Annotated in this window: 19 protein-coding genes; 8 read left to right on the top strand and 11 right to left on the bottom strand. The window is 67.1% G+C overall.

Annotated elements, in window-relative coordinates:
- Window positions 1–53: 53 nt before the first annotated feature.
- Window positions 54–2402: a hypothetical protein gene (locus tag Q4V64_RS19005; RefSeq protein WP_124441947.1), complete on the top strand. Its 2349-nt coding sequence runs from the start codon at window positions 54–56 to the stop codon at window positions 2400–2402.
- 308 nt (window positions 2403–2710) lie between these two features.
- Here the strand turns inward: Q4V64_RS19005 and Q4V64_RS19000 are convergent, their stop codons facing one another.
- The 5 genes from Q4V64_RS19000 to Q4V64_RS18980 all read right to left on the bottom strand — a co-directional run bounded on the left by Q4V64_RS19000 (window position 2711) and on the right by Q4V64_RS18980 (window position 7750).
- Window positions 2711–3868 (bottom strand): NAD-dependent formate dehydrogenase, encoded by a 1158-nt coding sequence (locus tag Q4V64_RS19000; RefSeq protein ID WP_124441948.1) that lies wholly within the window; start codon window positions 3866–3868, stop codon window positions 2711–2713.
- Window positions 3869–4037: 169 nt separating this feature from the next.
- Window positions 4038–5054, bottom strand: a complete 1017-nt coding sequence (locus tag Q4V64_RS18995; RefSeq protein WP_124441949.1) for an SEC-C domain-containing protein — start codon at window positions 5052–5054, stop codon at window positions 4038–4040.
- Window positions 5055–5148: 94 nt separating this feature from the next.
- Window positions 5149–5376, bottom strand: coding sequence for a hypothetical protein (locus Q4V64_RS18990; RefSeq protein WP_301184546.1), 228 nt, complete (start codon window positions 5374–5376; stop codon window positions 5149–5151).
- Between the two features lie 104 nt (window positions 5377–5480).
- Window positions 5481–6953 carry a glycoside hydrolase gene (locus Q4V64_RS18985; RefSeq protein WP_124441950.1) on the bottom strand — a complete coding sequence of 491 codons (1473 nt, stop codon included), beginning with the start codon at window positions 6951–6953 and terminating at the stop codon, window positions 5481–5483.
- 269 nt (window positions 6954–7222) lie between these two features.
- On the bottom strand, window positions 7223–7750 hold the full coding sequence (locus Q4V64_RS18980) for a cupin domain-containing protein (RefSeq protein WP_124441951.1): 528 nt from the start codon (window positions 7748–7750) through the stop codon (window positions 7223–7225).
- A 303-nt stretch (window positions 7751–8053) separates the two neighbouring features.
- On the opposite strand from Q4V64_RS18980, the gene Q4V64_RS18975 reads away from it, so the two are divergent.
- Together Q4V64_RS18975 and Q4V64_RS18970 are read left to right on the top strand one after the other, a co-directional pair.
- The gene (locus Q4V64_RS18975; RefSeq protein ID WP_124442186.1) at window positions 8054–8365 is read left to right on the top strand and encodes a DUF6412 domain-containing protein; all 312 of its coding nucleotides are present in this window, start codon (window positions 8054–8056) and stop codon (window positions 8363–8365) included.
- Window positions 8366–8463: 98 nt separating this feature from the next.
- On the top strand, window positions 8464–9189 hold the full coding sequence (locus tag Q4V64_RS18970; protein WP_124441952.1) for a YidC/Oxa1 family membrane protein insertase: 726 nt from the start codon (window positions 8464–8466) through the stop codon (window positions 9187–9189).
- A 15-nt stretch (window positions 9190–9204) separates the two neighbouring features.
- On the opposite strand, the gene Q4V64_RS18965 is transcribed toward Q4V64_RS18970, so the two are convergent.
- The 5 genes from Q4V64_RS18965 to Q4V64_RS18945 form a co-directional block, all read right to left on the bottom strand.
- Window positions 9205–9936, bottom strand: a complete 732-nt coding sequence (locus tag Q4V64_RS18965; RefSeq protein ID WP_124441953.1) for a hypothetical protein — start codon at window positions 9934–9936, stop codon at window positions 9205–9207.
- Between the two features lie 29 nt (window positions 9937–9965).
- Window positions 9966–11288, bottom strand: a complete 1323-nt coding sequence (locus Q4V64_RS18960; protein WP_124441954.1) for a hypothetical protein — start codon at window positions 11286–11288, stop codon at window positions 9966–9968.
- A gap of 72 nt (window positions 11289–11360) precedes the next feature.
- Complete coding sequence (locus Q4V64_RS18955; RefSeq protein ID WP_124441955.1) at window positions 11361–12503, bottom strand: hypothetical protein; 1143 nt, start codon at window positions 12501–12503, stop codon at window positions 11361–11363.
- A gap of 77 nt (window positions 12504–12580) precedes the next feature.
- Window positions 12581–13567: a hypothetical protein gene (locus tag Q4V64_RS18950; protein ID WP_124441956.1), complete on the bottom strand. Its 987-nt coding sequence runs from the start codon at window positions 13565–13567 to the stop codon at window positions 12581–12583.
- Window positions 13568–13694: 127 nt separating this feature from the next.
- Complete coding sequence (locus Q4V64_RS18945; RefSeq protein ID WP_124441957.1) at window positions 13695–14195, bottom strand: Pycsar system effector family protein; 501 nt, start codon at window positions 14193–14195, stop codon at window positions 13695–13697.
- 187 nt (window positions 14196–14382) lie between these two features.
- Here Q4V64_RS18945 and Q4V64_RS18940 point away from each other — a divergent pair, with 187 nt between their 5' ends.
- Together Q4V64_RS18940 and Q4V64_RS18935 are read left to right on the top strand one after the other, a co-directional pair.
- Window positions 14383–15240, top strand: coding sequence for a fumarylacetoacetate hydrolase family protein (locus Q4V64_RS18940; protein ID WP_124441958.1), 858 nt, complete (start codon window positions 14383–14385; stop codon window positions 15238–15240).
- A gap of 550 nt (window positions 15241–15790) precedes the next feature.
- The gene (locus tag Q4V64_RS18935; protein ID WP_124441959.1) at window positions 15791–16144 is read left to right on the top strand and encodes a hypothetical protein; all 354 of its coding nucleotides are present in this window, start codon (window positions 15791–15793) and stop codon (window positions 16142–16144) included.
- Between the two features lie 67 nt (window positions 16145–16211).
- On the opposite strand, the gene Q4V64_RS18930 is transcribed toward Q4V64_RS18935, so the two are convergent.
- Complete coding sequence (locus tag Q4V64_RS18930; protein ID WP_124441960.1) at window positions 16212–17282, bottom strand: LacI family DNA-binding transcriptional regulator; 1071 nt, start codon at window positions 17280–17282, stop codon at window positions 16212–16214.
- A gap of 256 nt (window positions 17283–17538) precedes the next feature.
- On the opposite strand from Q4V64_RS18930, the gene Q4V64_RS18925 reads away from it, so the two are divergent.
- From Q4V64_RS18925 to Q4V64_RS18915, 3 genes are all read left to right on the top strand, one after another.
- Window positions 17539–18837: a sugar ABC transporter substrate-binding protein gene (locus Q4V64_RS18925; protein ID WP_124441961.1), complete on the top strand. Its 1299-nt coding sequence runs from the start codon at window positions 17539–17541 to the stop codon at window positions 18835–18837.
- Between the two features lie 27 nt (window positions 18838–18864).
- The gene (locus tag Q4V64_RS18920; RefSeq protein ID WP_124441962.1) at window positions 18865–19827 is read left to right on the top strand and encodes a sugar ABC transporter permease; all 963 of its coding nucleotides are present in this window, start codon (window positions 18865–18867) and stop codon (window positions 19825–19827) included.
- An 81-nt stretch (window positions 19828–19908) separates the two neighbouring features.
- The gene (locus Q4V64_RS18915) at window positions 19909–20736 is read left to right on the top strand and encodes a carbohydrate ABC transporter permease (protein ID WP_124441963.1); all 828 of its coding nucleotides are present in this window, start codon (window positions 19909–19911) and stop codon (window positions 20734–20736) included.
- The last annotated feature ends 27 nt before the right edge of the window (window positions 20737–20763 follow it).

Here is a 20763-nt window from a genome sequence, read left to right as displayed (position 1 = left end):
CCGGTCCCGAGTTGTTGCCCTGAGCTTGGTTTCCGGCAGATCAGGAGATTCTTGTGTCGGCACTTAACCGTCAGATCGTTCACGCCGCCCTGAACGCAGCCACCGTCGCCGACGCTGAGGCGGTTCAGAGCCTGGTAGCGCAATCCTTCACCGATGAACACCGCCGTCCCGTAGGGGACAAGTGGAACAACTTCGGGCTGATGGGGTCGTCGGGCAGTTACGACTTGAAGCTCATCGAGCTCGTGACCAACATGCAGGACAGCGTCATCGAGCGGTTTGCTTTGCAGCAGTATGGCTCCAGGAGGGACGTACCATTTCAGACTCCTTTCGAGGCGGCCAGCGGGCTTCTCGGATACCTCGACTCGGGCGAGCAGTCCACGTTGGCCGTCACGACCTTTGAGGAATCCGACCCGCCCGCCAGCAACACCAAGCGCCTGACTGCAATCTTCCGGGACAAAGGCTGCGGTATGACGCCTGCCAGCGTGCCGAACACGATCTTCGCTCTGGGAGGCAGCAACAAGGAGGATGCTCTCTACCTCCAAGGCGCCTTTGGCCTCGGAGGGGCGATGACCTATCGCAATGCGAAGGCTGTGGTGGTGGTCAGCCGACGTGATCCAGCCCTACTCCAGGACGACGAGGAGGATCGCATCACGGTCGCCGTAGTCCAGTGGCAGGACAACACCAAGGGACAGACGGCCTACTACCTCGTGGATCGCGCGTGGAATACCGCGGGGGACACGGCGGAACCCTGGTCGTGCCCCCACGAGGACTACGACGACTTCGAGCCTGGCACCCACCTGGCCCTCATCTCTTACCGGGTGGACGGCGTCCAACGCCGGCGTGAGGGCGATGCGAAGTCCTTCGATGTCGTAACAAACACTCGGCTCTTCCACCCCGTATTTCCGACTCGATTCGTTAACAACACGACCCGGGGTCGGGCCACCACACTGGAAGGGTTGTCGTACCGTCTGGAACGATCGCAATACGAATTTGAGCGAGGCGAGGAAGTCCTGCCATTCCACCACCAGGGACAGACCTATCAGCTCCCGGTCCGCTACTGGCTGTTCGCCGGAGCTCCCAAGGATCCCGGCGGGCGCGATAAGTTCGTTGCCAGCGAGCACGCAGTTCTCTTTACATCCAACGGCCAGGTGCACCACCACCGGAGCCCTCGGGACGTACGGGATCAGACAGGCCTGAACAGGCTCTACGACCGCCTGCTCGTCGTTGTGGAGACGGATGAACTGCCCATCCACCTGCGCACCAGTCTCTTCACCGCCGACCGGAGCGAACTGGTACGCGGCGACGTCGCACTCCGCCTGGAGGAGGCCGTCCGAGCCCTGATTCGGGACTCGGCCGTCCTCCGAGATGCCAATAACGCGCTCATTCGCGCCTCCTACCAGGACAAGGCCAACCAGCCAACCGCCGAGATCGCTCGCAAGATCAGCCGTGCGCTCACCGTCAAGGGATTCTCGTTCGGCACCGGCACCGGCATCGGCGGTCAGGGAGGCGGCGAGGCATCCGGCCGTGCTGGCGGGGGCGGTGGGAGTCTCAAGCCTGTGGTGCTGAACCCGGACCCAACTGGCATCAAGGGGCCAGCAACCGTCCGGGCCGTTGTTGGAACAACACGCTCGATCACCTACACCATTGATGTCCAGGATTCCTTCTACGACCGGCGAGGACGGCTACGAGCTATCTGCGAGCACCCCGATATCGTCGAAGACAGGGAGATCACCACAGGAAAGGGACGCAACGGCCGGGTACGCGTCATGGTAGCGATACCTGAGACCGCCGAACTCGGCACGTACGAACTGCGCGTGGTGCTTGAGGATTGGATCCGTGCTGCGGGCGGGTTGGGCCACAAGCTCGAATACGTCACCAAGCTGGAGCTCGTGGAAGAGATCCCCGGCACGGGGACGGGTGCAGGGAAGCCGACCAAGGGTGCTCAGGGGCAGGGAGGACCAGGGCCGGGTGGCAATGTTGCACTTCGGTGGACAAGCCACGACTCGGAAGAGAACTGGGATCGCGTCACCGTCGGAGCCGTCGAGGACGTGCCAGCATCCATTCTCGCTGAGCAACAGTCCGACTATGCAGAACTGCGAGCCCTCGGTGGCCAGCTCATCCCGACCGTGCTGCTCAACCAGGAATACCCGCCCTTCAAGAAGTACCTTGCGGCTCGGAACAAGGAGTTGACGAGCGACAAGCGTGCCCGTGAGCAGTACGCCGTCGGAGTGGGCGTTTCTCTGCTTCTCCTCCAGCGGAAGCTCGACGGAATGAAGAAGGCTGGCCACGCGCTCCCAGACGACGACTTCATCGACGAGGCACGCCGAGCAGCCGCCAACGCGGTACTCGCCGTCATGCCCGCGTTCGACGACCTTGCGAAAGAGGTAGGACTCTCCGGGTAGTTGTCCGCCTCCTGGCTGATGTACTCGTCTGGCGGCGGAGAGAAGTGCCGCGCGTCCGTCTACGCCGTAGCGATTGAGAGACGTGCGGACCTCCTCGTAATCAGGGCAAGGTGCGGACCGCATTCCCACCCGCGAGCAGTCGGTCCACAGGAGTAGATCCTAGGGCTGAGTACTGGCGCAGCTATCCCCGTCCCGGCACAGCACAGGTGACCCTGAACCGGCCTGCCAGGGCTGTCCGGGCGATCACATGCGGCGCCAGATGACGAGGGCCGCGGCGGTGACGGCCCCGCCCACTCCTACCGTGTGCCTCAGACCGTGTACGAGCGAGCCCCGGTCCCCGCCAGCCTCCCGCCCTCCACGATGAGGTACTCCTGACGGATCGGGCGGTCGTCGAACCAGCACTCCAGGATTTCTCGGACGCCTGCCGCGTACCTGGTCTGCGCGGAGAGTGTCGAACCGGACACGTGCGGTGTCATGCCCTCGTGCGGCATGCTGCGCCAGGGGTGGTCCTCCTCCGGCGGCTCGGGGTACCAGACGTCACCGGCGTAGCCCGCCAGATGGCCTCGTTCCAGAGCGCGTACCACGGCGTCCCGGTCGACGATCAGTGCGCGGGCCGTGTTGACGATGTACGACCCGCGTTTCATGGTCGCGAGCATCTCGTCGTCGAAGAGGTTGACCGTCTTGGCGTGAAGCGGCGCGTGGATGGAGAGCACGTCGACGGCGGCCGCCAGGGAGCGGGCATCCGGGTGCCAGGTCAGCCCCAGCTCCCGTTCGAGATCCGGTGGCAGCCTGTGCACGTCGTTGTAGTGCAGCTTCACATCGAACGGCTTCAGCCGGCGGAGCACTGCCAGGCCGATCCGTCCGGCGCCGAAGACGCCGACGTCCATGCCTTCCAGGTCGTAGTTCCGCGAGACGCTGTCGGCCACGTGCCAGCCTCGTCGGGCGGTGACCCACTCATGGGCGGGCAGATAGTTGTGGACGAGGGCGAGGATCTGCATGACCGCGTGCTCCGCCACGCTGATGCTGTTGCTGTAGGTGACCTCCGCGACGGTGATGTCGTGCTCGATGGCGCTCGGAAGGTCCACGTGGTCCGAACCGATCCCGGCTGTGACCGACAGCTTCAGGCGCGGGGCGCGCCGGATCCGGTCAGGGGTGAGATAGGCGGGCCAGAACGGTTGCGAGATCACCACGTCGGCGTCGGGGAGTTCGCGGTCCAGCACGCAATCGGGCCCCTCCTTGTCGGAGGTGACGACCAGTGTGTGGCCCCGTTCCTCCAGGAACGTACGCAGACCGAGTTCGCCGGAGACGCAGCCGACCAGCTCACCCGGCTTGAAGCCGATGCTCTGGGGGGTGGGCGCCGTCTGTCCTCCGGGGTAGCCGCTGATTACGGGGATCTCATCTCGGGCGTATCTGGGCGGGTAGCCGTCAACGGGATCCGGATAGAGCACTGTGAGGATCTTTGCCATGGCCGTACTCCCACGAAGGCCGGCGCATAGGCGTGGCCCGGTAACCGCGCGTTCGCTCCGGCCGGCCTTCCTGTCCAGTGCCGAGTGCCCGGGCCCGTCGCACGACAAACGGGCCCAGAGCCAAGGCTGGGCTGCATGGGCTGGGCCGGGCCGCATCGCGGTCGTTCGGTCAGACAGCCGTTCCGTGGCACCCCTCATACGCCCGCCCGGACCCACACCAGCAAGCCGCCCCCCTTTGCGGCGGCCAACCGACAGCCCGCCCCCTCGCCGCCAACGTCGTCGCATACTGCGGCAACAAGTTCACGTCCCCGGGCGAAGCCCCCTCCGAAGCCGCAAACGCCTCGTACGACGGCACCGTCCCCGTCACGATCCCCAGGTTCGGCGTTCCCGACGCCGCCAGCTCCCGCAGTGCCCCCTCTATCGTCGCCAGATGCTCCTCATGTGAGGGGTACTCGGCGGCGAGGGTCGGATACGAGGCCAGCAGTTCCGTCAGCTCGTCCGTCGGCCAGTGCAGGACCGCCACCGGGAAGGGGCGGGACAGTGCCTCCCGGTACGTCCCCAGCTCGGCCCGCAGTCGGGAGATCTCCGCCTCCAGTTCCGCGGGGTTGTTCGAGCCGAGGGACCAGACGCGCTTCGGGTCGTGGAGCTCGTCCAGGGAGACGGGGGAGGAGTGGAGGGTGTCGGCCAGGAGATCCCAGTCGTCGTGGGGGGCGCCCAGCATGCGCCGTACTCTGTGGCGGCCGAAGAGGAGCGGATGTGTCGAGTACGGAGGCTCCGCGACGTCGGACAACAGCAGCCGCGCCCCCTCCGTGAACGTCTCCTGCGCCGCCTCCAGCTCGTCGTGAGACTCGAGGGCCTCCGCCACGATCACCCAGGGGGCCGGGTCCCTGGGGGACGCCATCCTGACGCCCTCGATGATCGCCCGGGCTTCCGCCTCGTGGCCGTACTCCCAGAGGTTCGACGCCTTCAAGGCGCGTACCAGATACACGTTCTCCAGGCCGTCGGACGATGACAGCAGGCGGTCGTAGAGCTTGGTCGCGGCGGGGCGGTCGCCGGCCAGTTCCAGGTGGGCCGCGGCCTGCAGCAGCAGAGCTTCCGCGTCCTCGGGGTACAGGCCGGCGGTCCGCTCCAGGCGTGCCGCTTCGGCGGGGTGGTCGACGTTCTCGGCAGGCGTGTCGGGGCGCATGGGATCACCGTACTGCCGACCGCCGACAAAGAAACGGTCACTTCGAGGCCTTGCGGTTGAGAGATCGTGCGGAGTCCGAAGAGGGGGCAGGCCCTCAAGGAGCGTGCCCCCGCACCGCCGCGTACGTCATCACCGCCAAGCCCAGCAGGACGATGCCCGCCCCGACATACAGCGGAGCCGTGTAGCCGAGGCCCGCGCTGATGGCGAGGCCGCCGAGCCAGGCGCCGAGGGCGTTGCCGATGTTGGACGCGGAGACGTTGGCGCCGGCGGCGAGGGGGACGCCGTGGGCGTGATCCGTCACGCGGGTGATCACGCGGTTCATCGCCCCCGCCGTCCCGTGTGGCGCCGGGAAGGCCGCCGGGCGTGCCGTAGGGGCCGCCCGGCGGTGCGCCCGGTGTGCCGTAGGCCCTGTCGCCGTTCGTCAGGTCAGATCACCACCCCGTCGATCTGCAACGTCTGCACCGCCTTCGCCGCGAACGGCACGCTCACCGACTTCCCGCTCAGGCGCGTGTCCGAGTACGACCGGTACTTGTCGCCGCCCGTCGTGACCGTGTTCCAGCGTGGGACCAGGCCGCCCGAGCCGCCCGCCACCGTCGTGAAGCGGGAGAGGTCGAAGGTGAGGGTCTGGGCGGAGGTGGAGGTGTTCACGGCCACGATCACCAGGCGCCTCGCCGCCGCGTCGTAGCCCGCCGCCGCGTAGCTCACGCCGGTGTCGAGGATGCGCATGCCCGGGCGGATGTGGCGGCTGAACTGGGCCATGACGTAGTACTTCGTCTGGATCGTCGTCGGCTGCAGGGTGTTGGCGTCGTACGCGATCATCGCCCAGCCCGACGACGGGTCCATGACCTGCCAGTAGACCCAGGCGGTCGGGTGCAGCCAGCGGAAGTCCATGCAGAGGTTCGAGGCCATGGTGAGGCCCGTGCCGTCGCTGTCGCCGGTCTCCGAGTTCCACAGCTTCTTGCCGGAGGTCGTCACCACGTCCGTGTAGAGCAGGTCCCTGCGGCCGCCCGAGCCCTGGTAGCCGTGCACGTTGACCTGGCTGACCAGGGCCTTCGTCGACGATCCGAAGGAGCTCCAGGTCGAGCGGGCCGTGTCGTAGTTCGTCTCGTCGGACGCGGCGATGCGCAGACCCGTCAGGCCGCGCTTGTCCAACTCGCTGCGCATGTAGGGGAGTACGGCCGCCTGGACCGCGGGGTCCATGTGGCAGCCCTCCTGGGTTCCGGTGGCGGTCCACCAGGTGGAGGCCGGCTCGTTGAAGGGGTCGACCGTCGCGAAGTTCACGCCCCAGTTGTTCTTCGCGCGCAGGGCGGTCGCCGCCAGGTGGGAGGCGTGCTGGCGGTAGTTCCAGGTCTGGAGGTTGTTGCCGCCGTTCGCCGCGCCCGACGGGTTGTGGTTGCCGCACATCCACCACATGGGGGAGTTGGCGAACAGCTCGCTCACCGCGCCCCGCTGCGTCGCCTTCACCAGCATCGCCCGCTGGTTGGCGTCCGCCGTCCAGTCCCAGGCCGAGGAGGCGGAGTCCTCGTTGTTCCAGTCCTGCCAGAAGCCCTCGATCTGCTTGAAGGCGGGGATGTTGGGCGATTCGACCATCGACTCGCCGCCGACGGTGTTCCAGCTGCACGCGCCCAGGTTGTAGCGGGCGATGTTGAGGCCGAGGCCGGGGAGTGTCGTGCCGTTGTACGAGACCGACTTGGTGGTGAAGAAGATGTCCGCGAAGTCGTCCCGGGCGCCGAACACGTTGGCCCACCAGGCCAGGGACGTGCCCCAGCCCTCCCAAGTGCCGTACGACGTCCCGGGATTGACGGCGATCGTGGCGTCCGCGTGGGCGGTGCCCGTCGCCAGGGCGCTGCCGAGGACCGTTCCGCCTGCCGCGGCCAGCAGGGTTCTGCGTCTGATCATGGCTACTCCGGCTCCGAGTCGATCGGCGCCGGTCCCTGAACCGGCGCCGTGGCCTTGTCCCGCTCATGCCAGGACGAAGCGTCGGGTGCAGCATCGGGTGTGGTGTGTGAGGTTGTCGAGGGTTCTGACAGCCCTTTCTAAAACCTGTGGAGGAAGTCCGGGATTTCGGACGCGTCGCCGTCGTCGGAAACAGGGAACCGGCGTACGGGCCTGGTGACTTGCACGCCTCCGTGCGGCCCCGCTGAACCAGGCCCGCAACGGCCCCGGCCCTACTCCGCCCCAGGCTCGAAGTCCTCCACGAAGTAGCTGTCGTGCCGGATGCGGAACTGCTTGAGTTCCTCGCCGCCGCGCTGTGTCACCTCGGCGACTCGCTCGAAGTACTCCTCGCGTGGGGCACCCGGGGAGAAGAGCATGAGCATGGACATGGGCTCGTCGGTCACGTTCTTGAAGGCATGCAGGCCGCCGACCGGTACGTACAGGAAGTCGCCCGCGCGTCCCGTGACCCACTTCTCGCCGTTGTAGAGCTCCAGTTCGCCGGAGAGGATGTAGAAGGACTCCGACATGGCCTTGTGGAAATGGGTCTTGGCCCCGGCGGACCGCGCCCCCAACTCCACCTGGTACAGGCCGAATTCGCCGCCGGTCGACTGGTGGGTGGCGAGGTAGCGGGTGGCGCCGCCGGGCGAGGAGATGTCCGGTGGCGTGTCGGCCGGGCGGAAGGACGCGTTCACCTCGCCCTGGTTGCCGTGGTAGCGGGGCTCTGGGTACTCGGGGTACTCGGGGTGTTCCGGTAACGACATGATGCGCTCCTTCGTCAGGTCTCCACCAGCATGGTGGCTGCCGCCTCCGGGGGGCGGCATCGGGCGTCCGGATGATCTCGGCCGGGTCTGGGACGAGGGCTCGGGACGTAGGCCCTCGCACTGCCCCTCATAGGCCCTCGCACTGCCGCTCATGGGCCCTCGCACTGCCGCTCATGGGCCCTCGCACTGCCGCTCATGGGCCCTCGCACTACCGCTCATAGGCCCTCGCACTGCCGCTCATCGAGACCGATCAGGTATAACCGAGGGCAGGACAAACAGACGTACGAGGGGAGGGGTGTGCACGTGATCCGTCGCTGGGCCTGGCCGCGCCCCGCCGCCGTACTGCTGCTCCTCTTCCTCGACGTCGTGCTGCTCGACTCCGGCAGCCTCTCCGCCACCGTCGCGCTCGCCGCGACCGCCGCGGCGAGCTCCGCGTTCGCCGCCTGCTCGCTGCTCGCCTCGCGCGCCGCGCCCGCCGTGCCGCCCACCCGGGTGCGTACGGCCATCCGCGACCGCGACCGCCGTACGGCGTTCCTGCCCCAACGCGACCCCGACGCCAAGGGACGCACCCGGCCCCGAGCACCCGGACACGCCCTCCCGACGACCGTCGCGTAGGGCACCTCACCGACCACGACCGACCAGAGCCTGCCCGCGCGGGTCGTCATGCCGCCTTCACCACTTCCGGCACGACGAGACCCCCGGAGGGCTCACCCATGTCCGTTTTCGCCGACCTGGTCCAGCACCTGGCCGACCTGCTCCAGCCGCTCTTCGGCGCCACCGCGGCAGCCGCCGCGATCGTCCTGTTCACCGCGTTCGTACGGCTGCTCGTGCACCCCCTGTCCCGGGCGGCCGCACGCGGGCAGAAGGCCCGGACCGCGCTGCAGCCGAAGATCGCCGAGCTGCGGAAGAAGCACAAGAAGAACCCCGAGAAACTGCAGAAGGCCGTCATGGAACTGCACGCCGAGGAGAAGGTGTCGCCGGTGTCCGGCTGCCTGCCCAGCGCGTTCCAGCTGCCCGCGTTCTTCCTCCTGTACCACCTGTTCTCGAACACGACGATCGGCGGAGAGGCGAACGAACTGCTCACGCACCAGCTGTTCGCCGCGCCTCTCGGCGACCGCTGGGCGGACGCGCTGGGCGAGGGCGGGATGTTCGGGGCGGCCGGGCTCGTGTACGTCGGGCTGTTCGCGGTCGTCGCCGTGGTCGCCGCGTTCAATTACCGCCGCACGAAGCGGATGATGGCCACCAACAGTCCCACCAACAGTCCGCTCCCCGCGGCCGACGGTGAGCGGACGCCCGGGATGGGGGCGGTCAGCAAGGTCATGCCGTTCATGTCCTTCTTCACGCTCTTCACGGTGGCCGTCGTACCACTGGCCGCCGCGCTGTACGTGGTGACCAGTACGACGTGGAGTGCCGTCGAGCGGGCGGTGCTGTACCGCTGATCGGGAGGTGGCGGGTCAGGTCTCCCACAGGTCCAGGAACTGGCCGCGCATCCGCCGCCATTCCTCGTCACTCACCACGCGCCTGGTGTGGGAGGCCGGTCCGAAGCCTGGCTGCCCCAGCAGTACGTCGCGGGCACCGGCCACCGGCAGGCTGAGAACCGCCAGCGTCGCGCAGAACCGGCTCCGAGGGATGGGCGTCGCGTGAAACGTGTTCACCGCGACCTCGTGCCAGGAGCCGGCGGGGAAGCGAAGAGAGCGCACTGTGGGGATCACGTACAAGTCCTCCCCGGTGTCGTGGACCTCGTCCTTGCCCATGACGCCGGTGTCGCGAACCTCGTATGTACGCAGCAGCCGTCCATCGGCGTGAGTGCCCTGTCGCTCTGCCGCGCCGGTGCGGCTGAGCGGACGGTACTGCGATTCCCGGTACTCGCCTGCCAGGACGCGGGAGAACAAACGGAAACAGTGCTGATGGATGGGCGGGTGGCCGGACAACTGCCGACGCAGGCCAACCGGCCAGAAGTGCACCCGGACGAGCCCGAGTTCGGCCACTTGCGCGACCTCGAAGGTGGCAAAGCCCGTGGGATGCCACATACCGCGGCCCAGCTCGCCCGCGCGGATCGCGGCCACCGTGTCGTCCAGGCACCGGTCGGTGGTCGCAGCCGCCCGGTTGAGAAAGCGAAGGTGCTGCAAGTCGTCGCTGCGAACGGGCAGGATTTCGTTGACGGGAGTGCCGGATGTGTCCTGCACGGGCATCGGGGTGTATCCGGAACGGGGACTCACCGCTCGCCGTCCGGCGTCATGAACCGGAATATGAGTGCCTCGCCGTCGTATTCCTTCGCGGTCAGCTCTGTCCGTCCGAGTGCGGACCAACGGTCGAACGGAGCCTCCCCCTCCGGTGTCTTCAGTCGTGCCTCCAGATCCGCGCTCACGGCCAGCAGGTGCAGGCGTTGAGGAAGCGATGAAAACACCCCGGTACCCCTCTCCTTGGAGGCCGCGGCCAGTCCCTGTTCCAACCGGACCGCCTCGATCACTGCCGCACCGTCGAACGCTGCGGCGAAACTTCGTGTGCCGGCGATCCGGCCGTAGGTGTACGCCCCGTGATGGAGCACCAGCCGGGTGCCCACGCGTTTCTCCGGATCCCGGATGGCACCGTTGAGTTGCTCGACCAGATCGATGAGTCTTTCCCAGCGGGTGAGGATCTTCGCTGTCAGCTCGGCGGCGTCCGGGAACACCCGCTCGGGAAACGCCGCGACGAACCCGTCACCGGCGAACTGGGCTTGGGTGCTGCCGATGTCCCCGAGCATGGTGTGCAGCTCATGCGCCACCTGCCGACGGAAGTCGTCCTGAGCCGACGCCGCCGCCGTGGAGAAGGTGTGCATATGGTCCAGCGCGTAGCGCAGCGCGGTACCGTACCCGGCCAGGTCCACGACGCACAGGATTCCCCGTTCCTCGCGGTTGAACAGGTTGGCATCGACATCGATGCTCTCCTCGCTGATGGCAAGCCTGCGCATGTCGTCGCCGAGGACATGTTCGACATTGCTCATCAGCGGTTTACCGAGAAACCAGCGCTCACTGCGCCCGTGCTCCTCGCTGTGACGCAGATGGGTCGCCGACTGGTACTGGCCGAGAGGCAGGAAGACATAACCGCGGCGCTGCTCAGGGTCCGCGAGGTTCCTGTAACTGGAGGTGTCCACGCCCACAAGACCGTGGCGGAGTATGTAGTACGCCTTCACCAAACTCGGTGAACGCGGTGAAACCTTCAGTTCCAGGAACGCGCTGCGCTGTTTCAGGTGAATGTCCCGCAGACCCATCTGATAAGCGAGATGGTGCAGACCCCCCTCGATGTCGACGCTCTTCGCGGCTTCGGTGGCCAGCCGCAGCAGTGAACCGGCGGTCGTCGGCGGCGAGTAGTCGATGTGGACGGGATACGCGACGAAGGGGGGAGCCCAGTACCCCTCGTCGTGGGTCGGGCTGTTGGGCTGTCCGGCGAGCGGATAGCTGGGATGGATCAGCATGAGATGCTGCTCGCCCCGCCAACCGACGGCAATCTCAAGCGTCGAGATGATCCACACCGAGGAAGGGGCGGCCGTCAGGGCCATCTTCTCGGGGCTTTCGCCACTGAGTACTTGGTAGGTCATTGGTCACCCCACAGCCCGACCGTCGGTTGTCTGTTACAGAGCGGAGTGGATGGCAGGAAGGGCGTCGGCCACGTTGGACGAGACCTTTCGGCCGAACGGTGTCTCCGACCCCTCCAGCTCGGCTGCCAGGCGCTCCGGCTCGATCCATACGTGCGGGATGTCGAGGCGGAGTGCGGCGACTCGGTTGAGGAAGTAGTTGAACTCGTAGGCCGTGTAACTGCCCGACGTCTTGGAGAACTTCAGGGAATAGTTGGTGTAGAACCCCGCTCCACTCCAGGTGCCATTGAGATCCGCGATGACGTTGTTGACACCGGTCTGGATGGCGGAGACGTACTCGTCCTGACGCTCGCGTCGCAGTGCGCCCAAGGCTTCGGAGAGTTCGCGGAACGTGGAGCCTTCGGCAATGGCGAGGATCGGGCTGCTCCCGGTGTCCTGGCCGGCCGAGTCCTGGGACACCTCCTCGCGGGTGACGATCAGCGAGGCGTAGGGGAACATCCAGGTGTCCCAGGTGCCCGCCGGATGCGGATCCACGATGAGGATCTGCTTGTCGTCATTGACGACGACCTGGGGCGCGGTCAGCGCGTACCGCGTGGGGACGACGTCGGCACCGAGGCGTTCGTCATTCAGGTTCGCGTCCTTGTCCCAGGAGTGGTCGGCGTGTGCCATGTGGTCCTCTTTCGCGAGAAGTCGGAGATCGAGTTCGAGGCGCGACTGCGCCTGTTCGAGGATTCTCTGAGTTGGCCGGAAGTTGTCGTTGTCCGTGTGCCGGAAGAGCGGGATCCACGTCTGTGGAGCGGTGGAAGGGGTGACTGCTGAGAGCGGGACGAGCGGACCGGCCGGCTCGGGACGCCTTTGGGTGGTGAGAATGGCTGCCCACACGGTGCTCAGGCCGTGCCGAAGGGCAGCCAGACTGCGATGCACCCCATCGAGGATCAGCAGCCCTTTCGGATGACGTTCGACCAGAGGGCCGAGCAGGAGAGTGCCGCCGTCCGGGCTGGAGAGCAGCACCGGCTGGTACGGCGCGATCCCGGCCGCGACGAACAGGTGCAGCAGCGCCTGCGCTGAGGCGAACCTACCGGTGGCGACGAGATTGATCACGCTGTTGAGCGAGCGGGGATCAACTGCCTCGTACATCACCGAGACCGCGCCGAACCGATGCCCCCACACCGTGGCCACGGCTCTCTCCCATGCCTGGGCCGCCGCCTGCGGGGGCACAGGAGACAACGCCGCCGGTCCGCCGGCGGGCCCGGGGCTCAGCACTCTTGCCAAATCGGTGTGTCCAGACGCGAATCCGAACCGTCCACCACTGACAGCGCGATGAAGTCCCCTCGCCGGGTGCGGAGATGGCAGAGCTCGCCCGTGAAGGTGCCCCGGTCGCCGACGAAGAAGTCCCCCCGGTCGCGCATATGACTGACGAGTACCGGAAGACGATGGGCGAGCTCCCCCGGCAACGCCGTGGAAACCCGGTCCGGGGCGATCACGAGGAAGGTGGGGAGATACGCCCCGTGGGCGTCCTCGATCACCCGTCCGCTCACTGTGACGTCCCGAAGCAGGGTCCGTGCACCGGTGAGCCCGGCCAGCGGGGCGTCGGCGGGGTCTGCGTAGCGGAAGAATGGGCAGAGGATACCCGCGCGCATGCGTAACCGGATGCGCCATCCCTTACCGTGCTCGTGCAACCGAGCTTCCTTGTGGGCCTCGCCATGCGCGGCCAGGCGGCGGGCGATTTCCCGGACCCGGTCCGGACCGCCGGTGAAAAGCACATCGAAGTCGTGCATCGTCCGCACCGAGTGGTCCTGGAGCAGCAGCCGTGCTGATCCGGTGAGCCCGAGTGGCGCGTCCGGCATCGTGTCGCCGAGGACGCGGTGGAGCTCGTTCAGTTGGGCGTCGGCGTACCGCTGCAGGAAGGAGCCGGGCGCCGCCTCGGCCCGTGGGTCGACGGCCGCCGATAAGTGGAGTTCGACCTGTGCGAGGGGGACGAGCGACTTCGCGGAGAACGGATGGGCGTGGTCGAAGCACGTCCCCGTCTCGAAACGGACATGCTCCCGCTCGCGCTCGGAGATGCCCCGGCCTCTCATCACGTACGCCTTGCGATACCGGGAGTTGAAGAACGTGTAGTCACCCACGGCGGACGGCACAAAAGCCAGTTCGCCCACCAGATGGCCCGGCGGATGGGAATGGCCGTGCACTGCGAGGATCTGTCCGTCCTTCAGCAGGACGTAGTCCTGATCCTGTATGAGCACCGCACCGCTCCCCTCAGCGCTACCGGGCACCGCGGGCCGGCAGAGTGTGCTGCGGCCTCGCATGGTATCCGTATTTTTCCTGGAAGTTGAGGAGGTTTCGCCGATACGGCCACGTATGGATGCCTCTTCAGGCAGCGAGGCCGGCGAGGAAGACCAAGGTGCCGCCGATCGCGGCGAGCAGGAAGGAGAGCTGGACGAAGCGGTGCTTGCGCCAGGCGATCTTGCTCATGTTGATGAGCTGATGCGACAGGACGGGCAGTATGTCCTGCTGCTCCAAGGCGACCTCAAGGTCCGTCGGCTTCCAGAACTGCAGGTGGCCGAAGTAGATGAAGCTCTTACTGGCCTCCTGCTGCAGAGCCGGGCGAGAGCGGAGCCGCGGGGCCACGACGAGGATGGCCAGCACAGCGCCGACGAGGATCAGCACGGTGCCGATCCACAGGAGCGGCCGCGCCCCCCAGCCATGGAGGTTTCCGAACAGACGGCCGTCGTCGGACAGAGCCACGATGCCGGCCAGGGTCGCGGATTCGAGGGTGAGTGCGAAGGACGCCTTCGCGTCGACCCGGGCGATCCACTCGCCGAGAGATGTGTGGATCCGCCAGGCGGTCTCGCGCGGGTCGGTTGTTGTCACGGAGAAGGCTCCCATCTGCTCTGCGCATCGCTGAGCGCGGACAAGCTAGCAGCAGCCTCTGAGTCGTCACCTCTGCTCAGTCCGTGAGAACGGTATTGCGGACTGGACGCCGACCTTGGAGGATCGACCAGTCCTCCGATGGCTGCACCCATCGGTCGGCGCCCCGCGATCGAGGGAGATTGTGATCATGAAGCTGCTGCGAGTCGGTACGGCGGGATCGGAGCGGCCCGCGCTGCTCGACGCCGAAGGTGTCGTGCGGGACCTCTCCGGCCTGATCCCGGACATCGACGGACCGCTGCTCGCCGACGACGACGCGCTCGCCCGGATCCGCGCCGCCGCCGAGGCGGGTTCGCTGCCCGCTCTGGACGCGGCGGGGCTGCGGGTCGGGCCTCCGGTTGCCCGGATCGGCAAGATCGTGTGCATCGGGCTGAACTACCACGACCACGCGCGGGAGACGGGGGCCGAGCCGCCCGCCGAGCCGGTGATCTTCTTCAAGGCCGCGGACACGGTGGTCGGGCCTCACGACACGGTGCTCGTTCCTCGCGGGTCGGTGAAGACCGACTGGGAGGTCGAGCTGGCCGTCGTCATCGGACGTACGGCTCGGTATGCGGAGTCCGTGGAGGAAGCGCTCGGCTGCGTCGCCGGATATGCCGTGGCGCACGACGTGTCCGAGCGGGAGTTCCAGATCGAGCGGGGCGGGACCTGGGACAAGGGGAAGAACTGCGAGACGTTCAACCCGCTGGGGCCGTGGCTGGTGACGGCGGACGAAGTGCCGGATCCGCAGGACCTGTCGCTGAAGCTGTGGGTCAACGGGGAGTTGAAGCAGGACGGCACGACGGCCGAGCAGATCTTTCCGGTGGGGGAGGTCGTGCGGTACGTCAGCCAGTTCATGACGCTGTATCCCGGCGACGTCATCAATACCGGGACGCCGGCGGGGGTCGCGCTGGGGGCGCCCGAGCCGAAGCCGTTTCTTCGGGCGGGGGATGTGGTGGAGCTGGAGATCGAGGGGCTCGGCCGGCAGCGGCAGGAGTTCAAGGACGCCTAGGTGATGCCTAGTGCCCCGACAGGCAACGTTCGCCCCGTCGCGACGCCCGGCACGCTCCCCCACTGCCCTAAAGGCGTGGGAGGTGCCCCCACTCGCCGCACCGGCCGAAAGCCCAAGTACGTCCGGTCCATCGACGGAGCCTTCCGGCCGGCACGCCGAGAGCACGCACCGGCTGCGGTCCTTGGCCGCTGCGCGGCGGGCGCTCCTCAACGGGCAAACGTTGCCTGCCGGGGCACTAGGTTCTGTCGCCCGACGGCGGCCGACGCGAAGATCGGGCGGGACCCCTCCCGAGCCCGGTCCGTACGGTCCTGACATGTTCTCAGGACCAGGAGCGTTCCGGCGGACTCGCCCGCTGCTGCTGGCGGTAGCCGCCGGAGCACTGCTCCCCGCCTGCAGTGGCGATCCGGCACCTACCGCGCCGTCGGCCTCTGCGTCGGCATCCCCGTCGAGGTCGTCGGCGCCACCTTCTGCCTCAGCTGTCCCGGCCTCCTCCGCACCGCCGACGACATCGCATCTGGATCAGCACGTTCACGATGCCTTCCAGGCCGCGATGAAGGCGCACCCGGGCGCCGACCTGGACAAGTGCACGAGGAGCACGTCCCTGAACGACAAGGACTGCGGGGCGGCGCTCACCGCGGCCGTGCAGGTCGCCGCCGACACAGAACGACGGCTGCGGCAGAAGGAACCTGAACACGCCGACCTGCTCTACGGCCCGGTGTTCGTCACCACCGGTCCCCTCAAGGCCGATATCGAGCGGCTGCGCCACCCGATTCCCTGCTACGGCCTCAGTGATGAACCACAGCCTCCACCGCCGCTTCGCGCGGAGGCGGAGAGCATTTGCGCGGAGGCCGCCGACATCTTCAAAGTTGAGTGGCGTTTCTTCCTCACCAGCGTCGAACCGTAAAGTTCTGGTCTCATCAGTTGGCACAGGGCCGGCTGCCGTGCGCTCCCTTCCATCGGCGGGGCCTCCCTCATGTGAGGGGGACGGTGGACTCTCGTACGACCAGTCGTGCAGTCTGGGTCCGCACACCGCCGCTGAGCGCGCTCCCGTCAGCGATGGCCTGAGCCAGGGCTGTGGCGGCGTTGCGCCCGAGCTGTTCGAGGTTCATGTCGAGGCTGGTGAGCTCGGGTCGGCAGCCCTCGGTCACCACGTGCCAGTCGTCGAATCCGATGACAGCCACATCATGAGGAACCTGACGGCCGAGATCACGCAGAGTATCCACCGCTCCGCGTGCGATCTGGTCGTTGCCGCATACCAGGGCGTCCAGCTCCGTCCCCTGGTCCAGCAGCATCGCGGCGGCCGCACGCCCCCATCTCTCGCTCCACGCGCCCGTGTGGGAGGCCGCGGCGGGCTCCAGCCCGGCCTCCGCCAGCGCTGCGGCGATGCCCTTCATCCGGTCGGTCGTCGCTGCGTAGGTGGCGGCACCCGCAATGTGAGCGATCCGGGTCCGACCACAGGCGATGAGGTGCTCCACGGCCATACGGCCCGCAGCAACGTTGTCAGGAACGAAGGAAAGATCAGCCGGATCCTCGGAGGGCGCGTACACGTACACCACGGGAACCGGCAGGTCACGCCCGAGCGAAGGCCGGGGGTCGGTGCTGCTGCCCACCACGATCAGGCCGTCGACTCGCCGGTCGAGCAGTGCCCGCACATGGTGACGCTCACGGATGGTGTCGCCGCGGGCGTCACAGAGAAACACTGACAGCTCCCCGGCGCCGAACGCGTCTTCCGCGCCCATCAGGATCGGCAGACTGAAACGGCCTTCCAGGTCTCCGGTGAGCAGGCCGACTGTGCCTGTCGCACCCGCGAGCAGACCGCGGGCGAGGGGGTTGGGGCGGAAGGCAAGCCGTTCGGCGGTGTCGAGAACGCGCTGTCTGGTTTCGGCTCGCACCTGGTCGCGTCCGTTGAGCGCCTTCGAAGCGGTGGAGACGGAGACCCCGGCGAGCCGCGCCACATCGCTGAGAGTGACGCTGGACGTGCGGCGGACGCCCTCCGTCGACCCGGCGCTCGACTCCTCCCGGCTGCGGGCCTGGTGGGTCATGAGGTGCTCCTCCTGTTGTTTGGCCGACCGTTTCGGTCCTTCGTCCTTCACACGAAAACCGTACTAGATGAGTTTCGCACCTGACGGCGACCGTGTGCGCCCAGCTGGAGAAAGTTCCTAGTGCAGAGGGGTTGACTAGCCGAGAATTAGGGCTCTACGTTCACCGAAATCCTTTTCGTTTCCTTTCGGTCACGTGCTTGGGGCATGTGCGTCACAGCTGTCCTGGCAGACAGCCTTCGTTTCTGGGGAGTAACAAATGAGGAACGCACCGGGCAGACGAGTCGTATGGGTGGCGTGCGCGCTGGTGACGGCGCTGGCCGCAGCAGGCTGTGCCGACGGCGGTCAGAACACCGCCGGCAATGGCGGCTCGGGCAAGGGCGGGGTGAAGGGGCTGGACGATGGTTCCACGTTGACCATGTGGACCCGCGCCGCGACCAAGACGCAGAGCGAGGCCCTGGTCGCCGCGTACAACAAGAACCACAAGAACCAGGTCAAGCTGACGGTGATCCCCACCGACGACTACCAGGCCAAGGTCGGAGCCGCTGCCGGGTCCAAGGACCTGCCGGACCTGTTCGCCGCCGACGTGGTCTTCGTACCGAACTACACCTCCAGCGGCCTGTACAGCGACCTCACCGAGCGCATCGCCGCGCTGCCGTACGGCGACAAGCTCGCCCCGTCGCACATCAAGGCGGGCACGTACGAGGGCAAGGAGTACGTGGTTCCCCACACCCTCGACCTGTCCGTCCTCTTCTACAACAAGGACCTGTACAAGAAGGCCGGGCTGGACCCGGAGAAGCCGCCGACCTCACTGGAGGAGTGGGACGAGCAGGCCCGAGCGGTCGACAAGCTCGGCGCCGGCGTCGACGGGACCTTCTTCGCAGGCAACTGTGGCGGCTGCGGTGTGTTCACCTGGTGGCCGTCGATCTGGGGAGCCGGCCAGGACGTGATGTCCGAGGACGGCACCTCGGCGGACCTGGCCTCGGCGACGGCCAAGAAGCTGTACGACACCTACCGCGGCTGGGCGAAGGACGACATCACCGCCGCCGGTACCCGCGAGGAGACCGGAGCCACCTGGACCGGTGTGTTCCCCAAGGGCAAGGTCGGCGTCATGCCGATGCCGTCCACCACGCTGGGGCTGATGCCCAAGGACATGAACATCGGCGTCGCGCCCATCCCCGCGGTCGGCGGTGGCGAGTCCACCTTCATCGGCGGTGACTCCGTCGGAATCTCCGCCACCAGCGGCAAGGCGGATCAGGCGTGGAACTTCCTGGCCTGGTCGCTGGACGACAAGGCGCAGATCGACATCGTGGCCGCACACAAGGATGTCGTGGCGCGCACCGACCTGGCGGAGAACAAGTACTCGGCTGCCGATCCTCGACTGGTCACCATAAACAAACTCGTGGCCAAGGGACGCACTCCCTACGCGGCCAAGTTCGGTCAGACGTTCAATGACCCCAACGGCCCCTGGCTCGCTCTGATGCGCGATGCGGTCTTCAGCAACGGCGCCAAGGTGGACAGCCTCAACAAGGACATCTCTGCCTCGCTGGCCGACTGACCCGCTTCCCTGAGAGTTGTTGCCCCCATGCACACCAAAACCATCAGGCGGCCCGCCACCAGCAGTTCAGAGGGCGTCCCCGCCCCCCGGCGGGCCGCCACCTCGGTCAAGGCCCCCTGGTGGCGCAGTCGCCAGGCCAAAGGCCTCGGCTACGCGGCGCCCACCGCCATCCTCGTCGCAGTGCTCTTCATCTGGCCCCTGTTCCTCGTCGGGCGGATGTCGCTGAGCGACTGGCCACTACTGACCGGGTACCGCGGATACAACACCCCGGAGAACTACGACGACGTCGTCTCCAGCGAGCTGTTCTGGCCCGCCGTCCGTTTCACGTTGCTGTACACCGTGATCGCCACAGTGCTCCTGATCGGCCTGGCCCTCGTCCTCGCGATGCTGGTGCAGGAATCCCGGCGCGGTGTCGGCTTCTTCCGCACCGTGTTCTTCCTGCCCAGCGCACTGGGCCTGGCCTCGGCCGCCCTGCTCTTCTACGGCTTCTACAGCCCGACCGTCGGCCCGGTCAGCGGCCTGCTCCAGGAACTCGGCCTGTCCGACAAACCGGTCTCCTTCCTCGGCACGCCGACGGCGGCACTCATGTCGACGGTCTTCCTGATCGTCTGGAAGTTCGCCGGCTTCTACATGCTCATCCTCCTGGTGGGCCTGCAGCGCATCCCCGGCGAGGTGTACGAGGCGGCCAGGATGGACGGAGCCTCCCGCTTCCAGGTGTTCCGGTCGATCACCCTCCCGCTGCTCCGCCCCTCGCTGGCCCTGTGCCTGCTGCTGTGCGTGACCGGCTCACTGCTCGCGTTCGACCAGTTCTTCATTCTCACCAAGGGCGGCCCGGACAACGCCACGGTCACGGTGGTCCAACTGATCTACCGGGAGGCGTTCCAGCGCATGAACCTGGGCACCGCCGGTGCCCTGTCGGTGATCGTGCTGCTCGTACTGCTCGTCCTCAACTTCGTACAGTTCCGAGGACTGCGCGATGCGGACAAGTAACGACCGAGCTCGGCACCTTCCCGTGCCCATTCCCGTGCCCACCGTCTCTGTTCTGCCCGCAGCACCAAGGAGATTGGTCTCGTGACCACCAACGCCCGAACCCTGGGCCGCATCCCCTTCCACGTCGTCGCCGGCGGGCTGGCCGTTGTGTTCCTCTTCCCGCTGCTGTGGAGCCTGTGGGCATCGGTCAGCCCCCAGCCCGGCACGGGACAGACATCCGGATACGGTCTGGGCAACTACCGCACCCTGCTCGACTACGACGCGGGACTGGTCCGCTACTTCGTCAACAGCACCATCGTTTCCGTGCTGACCGTGGCGGTGACCTTGCTGGTGTCACTCCTCGGCGGCTACGCCTTCGCCCGCTTCACCTTCCCCGGCAAGAACGTTCTGTTCCTGCTCACCCTCGCCATCCTGATGGTTCCGTACGCCACGCTGCTCATCCCGCTGTACGTGCTGCTCGGCGAACTGGGACTGCAGAACTCACTGGTGGGGCTGAGCCTGGTACTGGCCATGTACCAGCTGCCGTTCGCCACATTCATGATGCGGATCTCCTTCGAGTCCGTCCCGAAGGAACTGGAGGAGTCGGCGATGGTCGACGGGTGCGGCACCGCCGGCGCGCTGGTCAGGGTGATGCTGCCGGCGGTGAAGCCCGGGCTGATCACCGTGGGCCTGTTCGCGTTCCTCGCCGCGTGGAACGACTTCATCGCCCCTCTGATCCTCATCAGCGACAGCCAGAGCGCGCCGCTGCCTCTCGCCATCGCCAACCTTCGCCAGCAGTCCATGGGAGCCGTGGACTACGGCGCGACCGAAGCGGGAGTGGTCGTCCTGGCCGTTCCCTGCCTCGCCCTGTTCCTCCTGCTCCAGCGGCACTACATCCGCGGGTTCATGGCCGGCGCTCTCAAGGGATGACATCCATGACATTCCCCTCCCCGCCGC

The sequence above is a fragment of the Streptomyces sp. NL15-2K genome (assembly GCF_030551255.1).
Classification (GTDB): Bacteria; Actinomycetota; Actinomycetes; order Streptomycetales; family Streptomycetaceae; genus Streptomyces.
This window is presented reverse-complemented; position numbering and strand designations above follow the sequence as displayed.

Coding starts and splice junctions, on each gene's coding strand:
- Q4V64_RS19000 (WP_124441948.1), bottom strand. CDS start 3,868: ATGGCAAAGATCCTCACAGTGCTCTATCCGGATCCCGTTGACGGCTAC.
- Q4V64_RS18995 (WP_124441949.1), bottom strand. CDS start 5,054: ATGCGCCCCGACACGCCTGCCGAGAACGTCGACCACCCCGCCGAAGCG.
- Q4V64_RS18990 (WP_301184546.1), bottom strand. CDS start 5,376: ATGAACCGCGTGATCACCCGCGTGACGGATCACGCCCACGGCGTCCCC.
- Q4V64_RS18985 (WP_124441950.1), bottom strand. CDS start 6,953: ATGATCAGACGCAGAACCCTGCTGGCCGCGGCAGGCGGAACGGTCCTC.
- Q4V64_RS18980 (WP_124441951.1), bottom strand. CDS start 7,750: ATGTCGTTACCGGAACACCCCGAGTACCCCGAGTACCCAGAGCCCCGC.
- Q4V64_RS18970 (WP_124441952.1), top strand. CDS start 8,464: ATGTCCGTTTTCGCCGACCTGGTCCAGCACCTGGCCGACCTGCTCCAG.
- Q4V64_RS18960 (WP_124441954.1), bottom strand. CDS start 11,288: ATGGCCCTGACGGCCGCCCCTTCCTCGGTGTGGATCATCTCGACGCTT.
- Q4V64_RS18940 (WP_124441958.1), top strand. CDS start 14,383: ATGAAGCTGCTGCGAGTCGGTACGGCGGGATCGGAGCGGCCCGCGCTG.
- Q4V64_RS18935 (WP_124441959.1), top strand. CDS start 15,791: ATGAAGGCGCACCCGGGCGCCGACCTGGACAAGTGCACGAGGAGCACG.
- Q4V64_RS18930 (WP_124441960.1), bottom strand. CDS start 17,282: ATGACCCACCAGGCCCGCAGCCGGGAGGAGTCGAGCGCCGGGTCGACG.
- Q4V64_RS18925 (WP_124441961.1), top strand. CDS start 17,539: ATGAGGAACGCACCGGGCAGACGAGTCGTATGGGTGGCGTGCGCGCTG.
- Q4V64_RS18920 (WP_124441962.1), top strand. CDS start 18,865: ATGCACACCAAAACCATCAGGCGGCCCGCCACCAGCAGTTCAGAGGGC.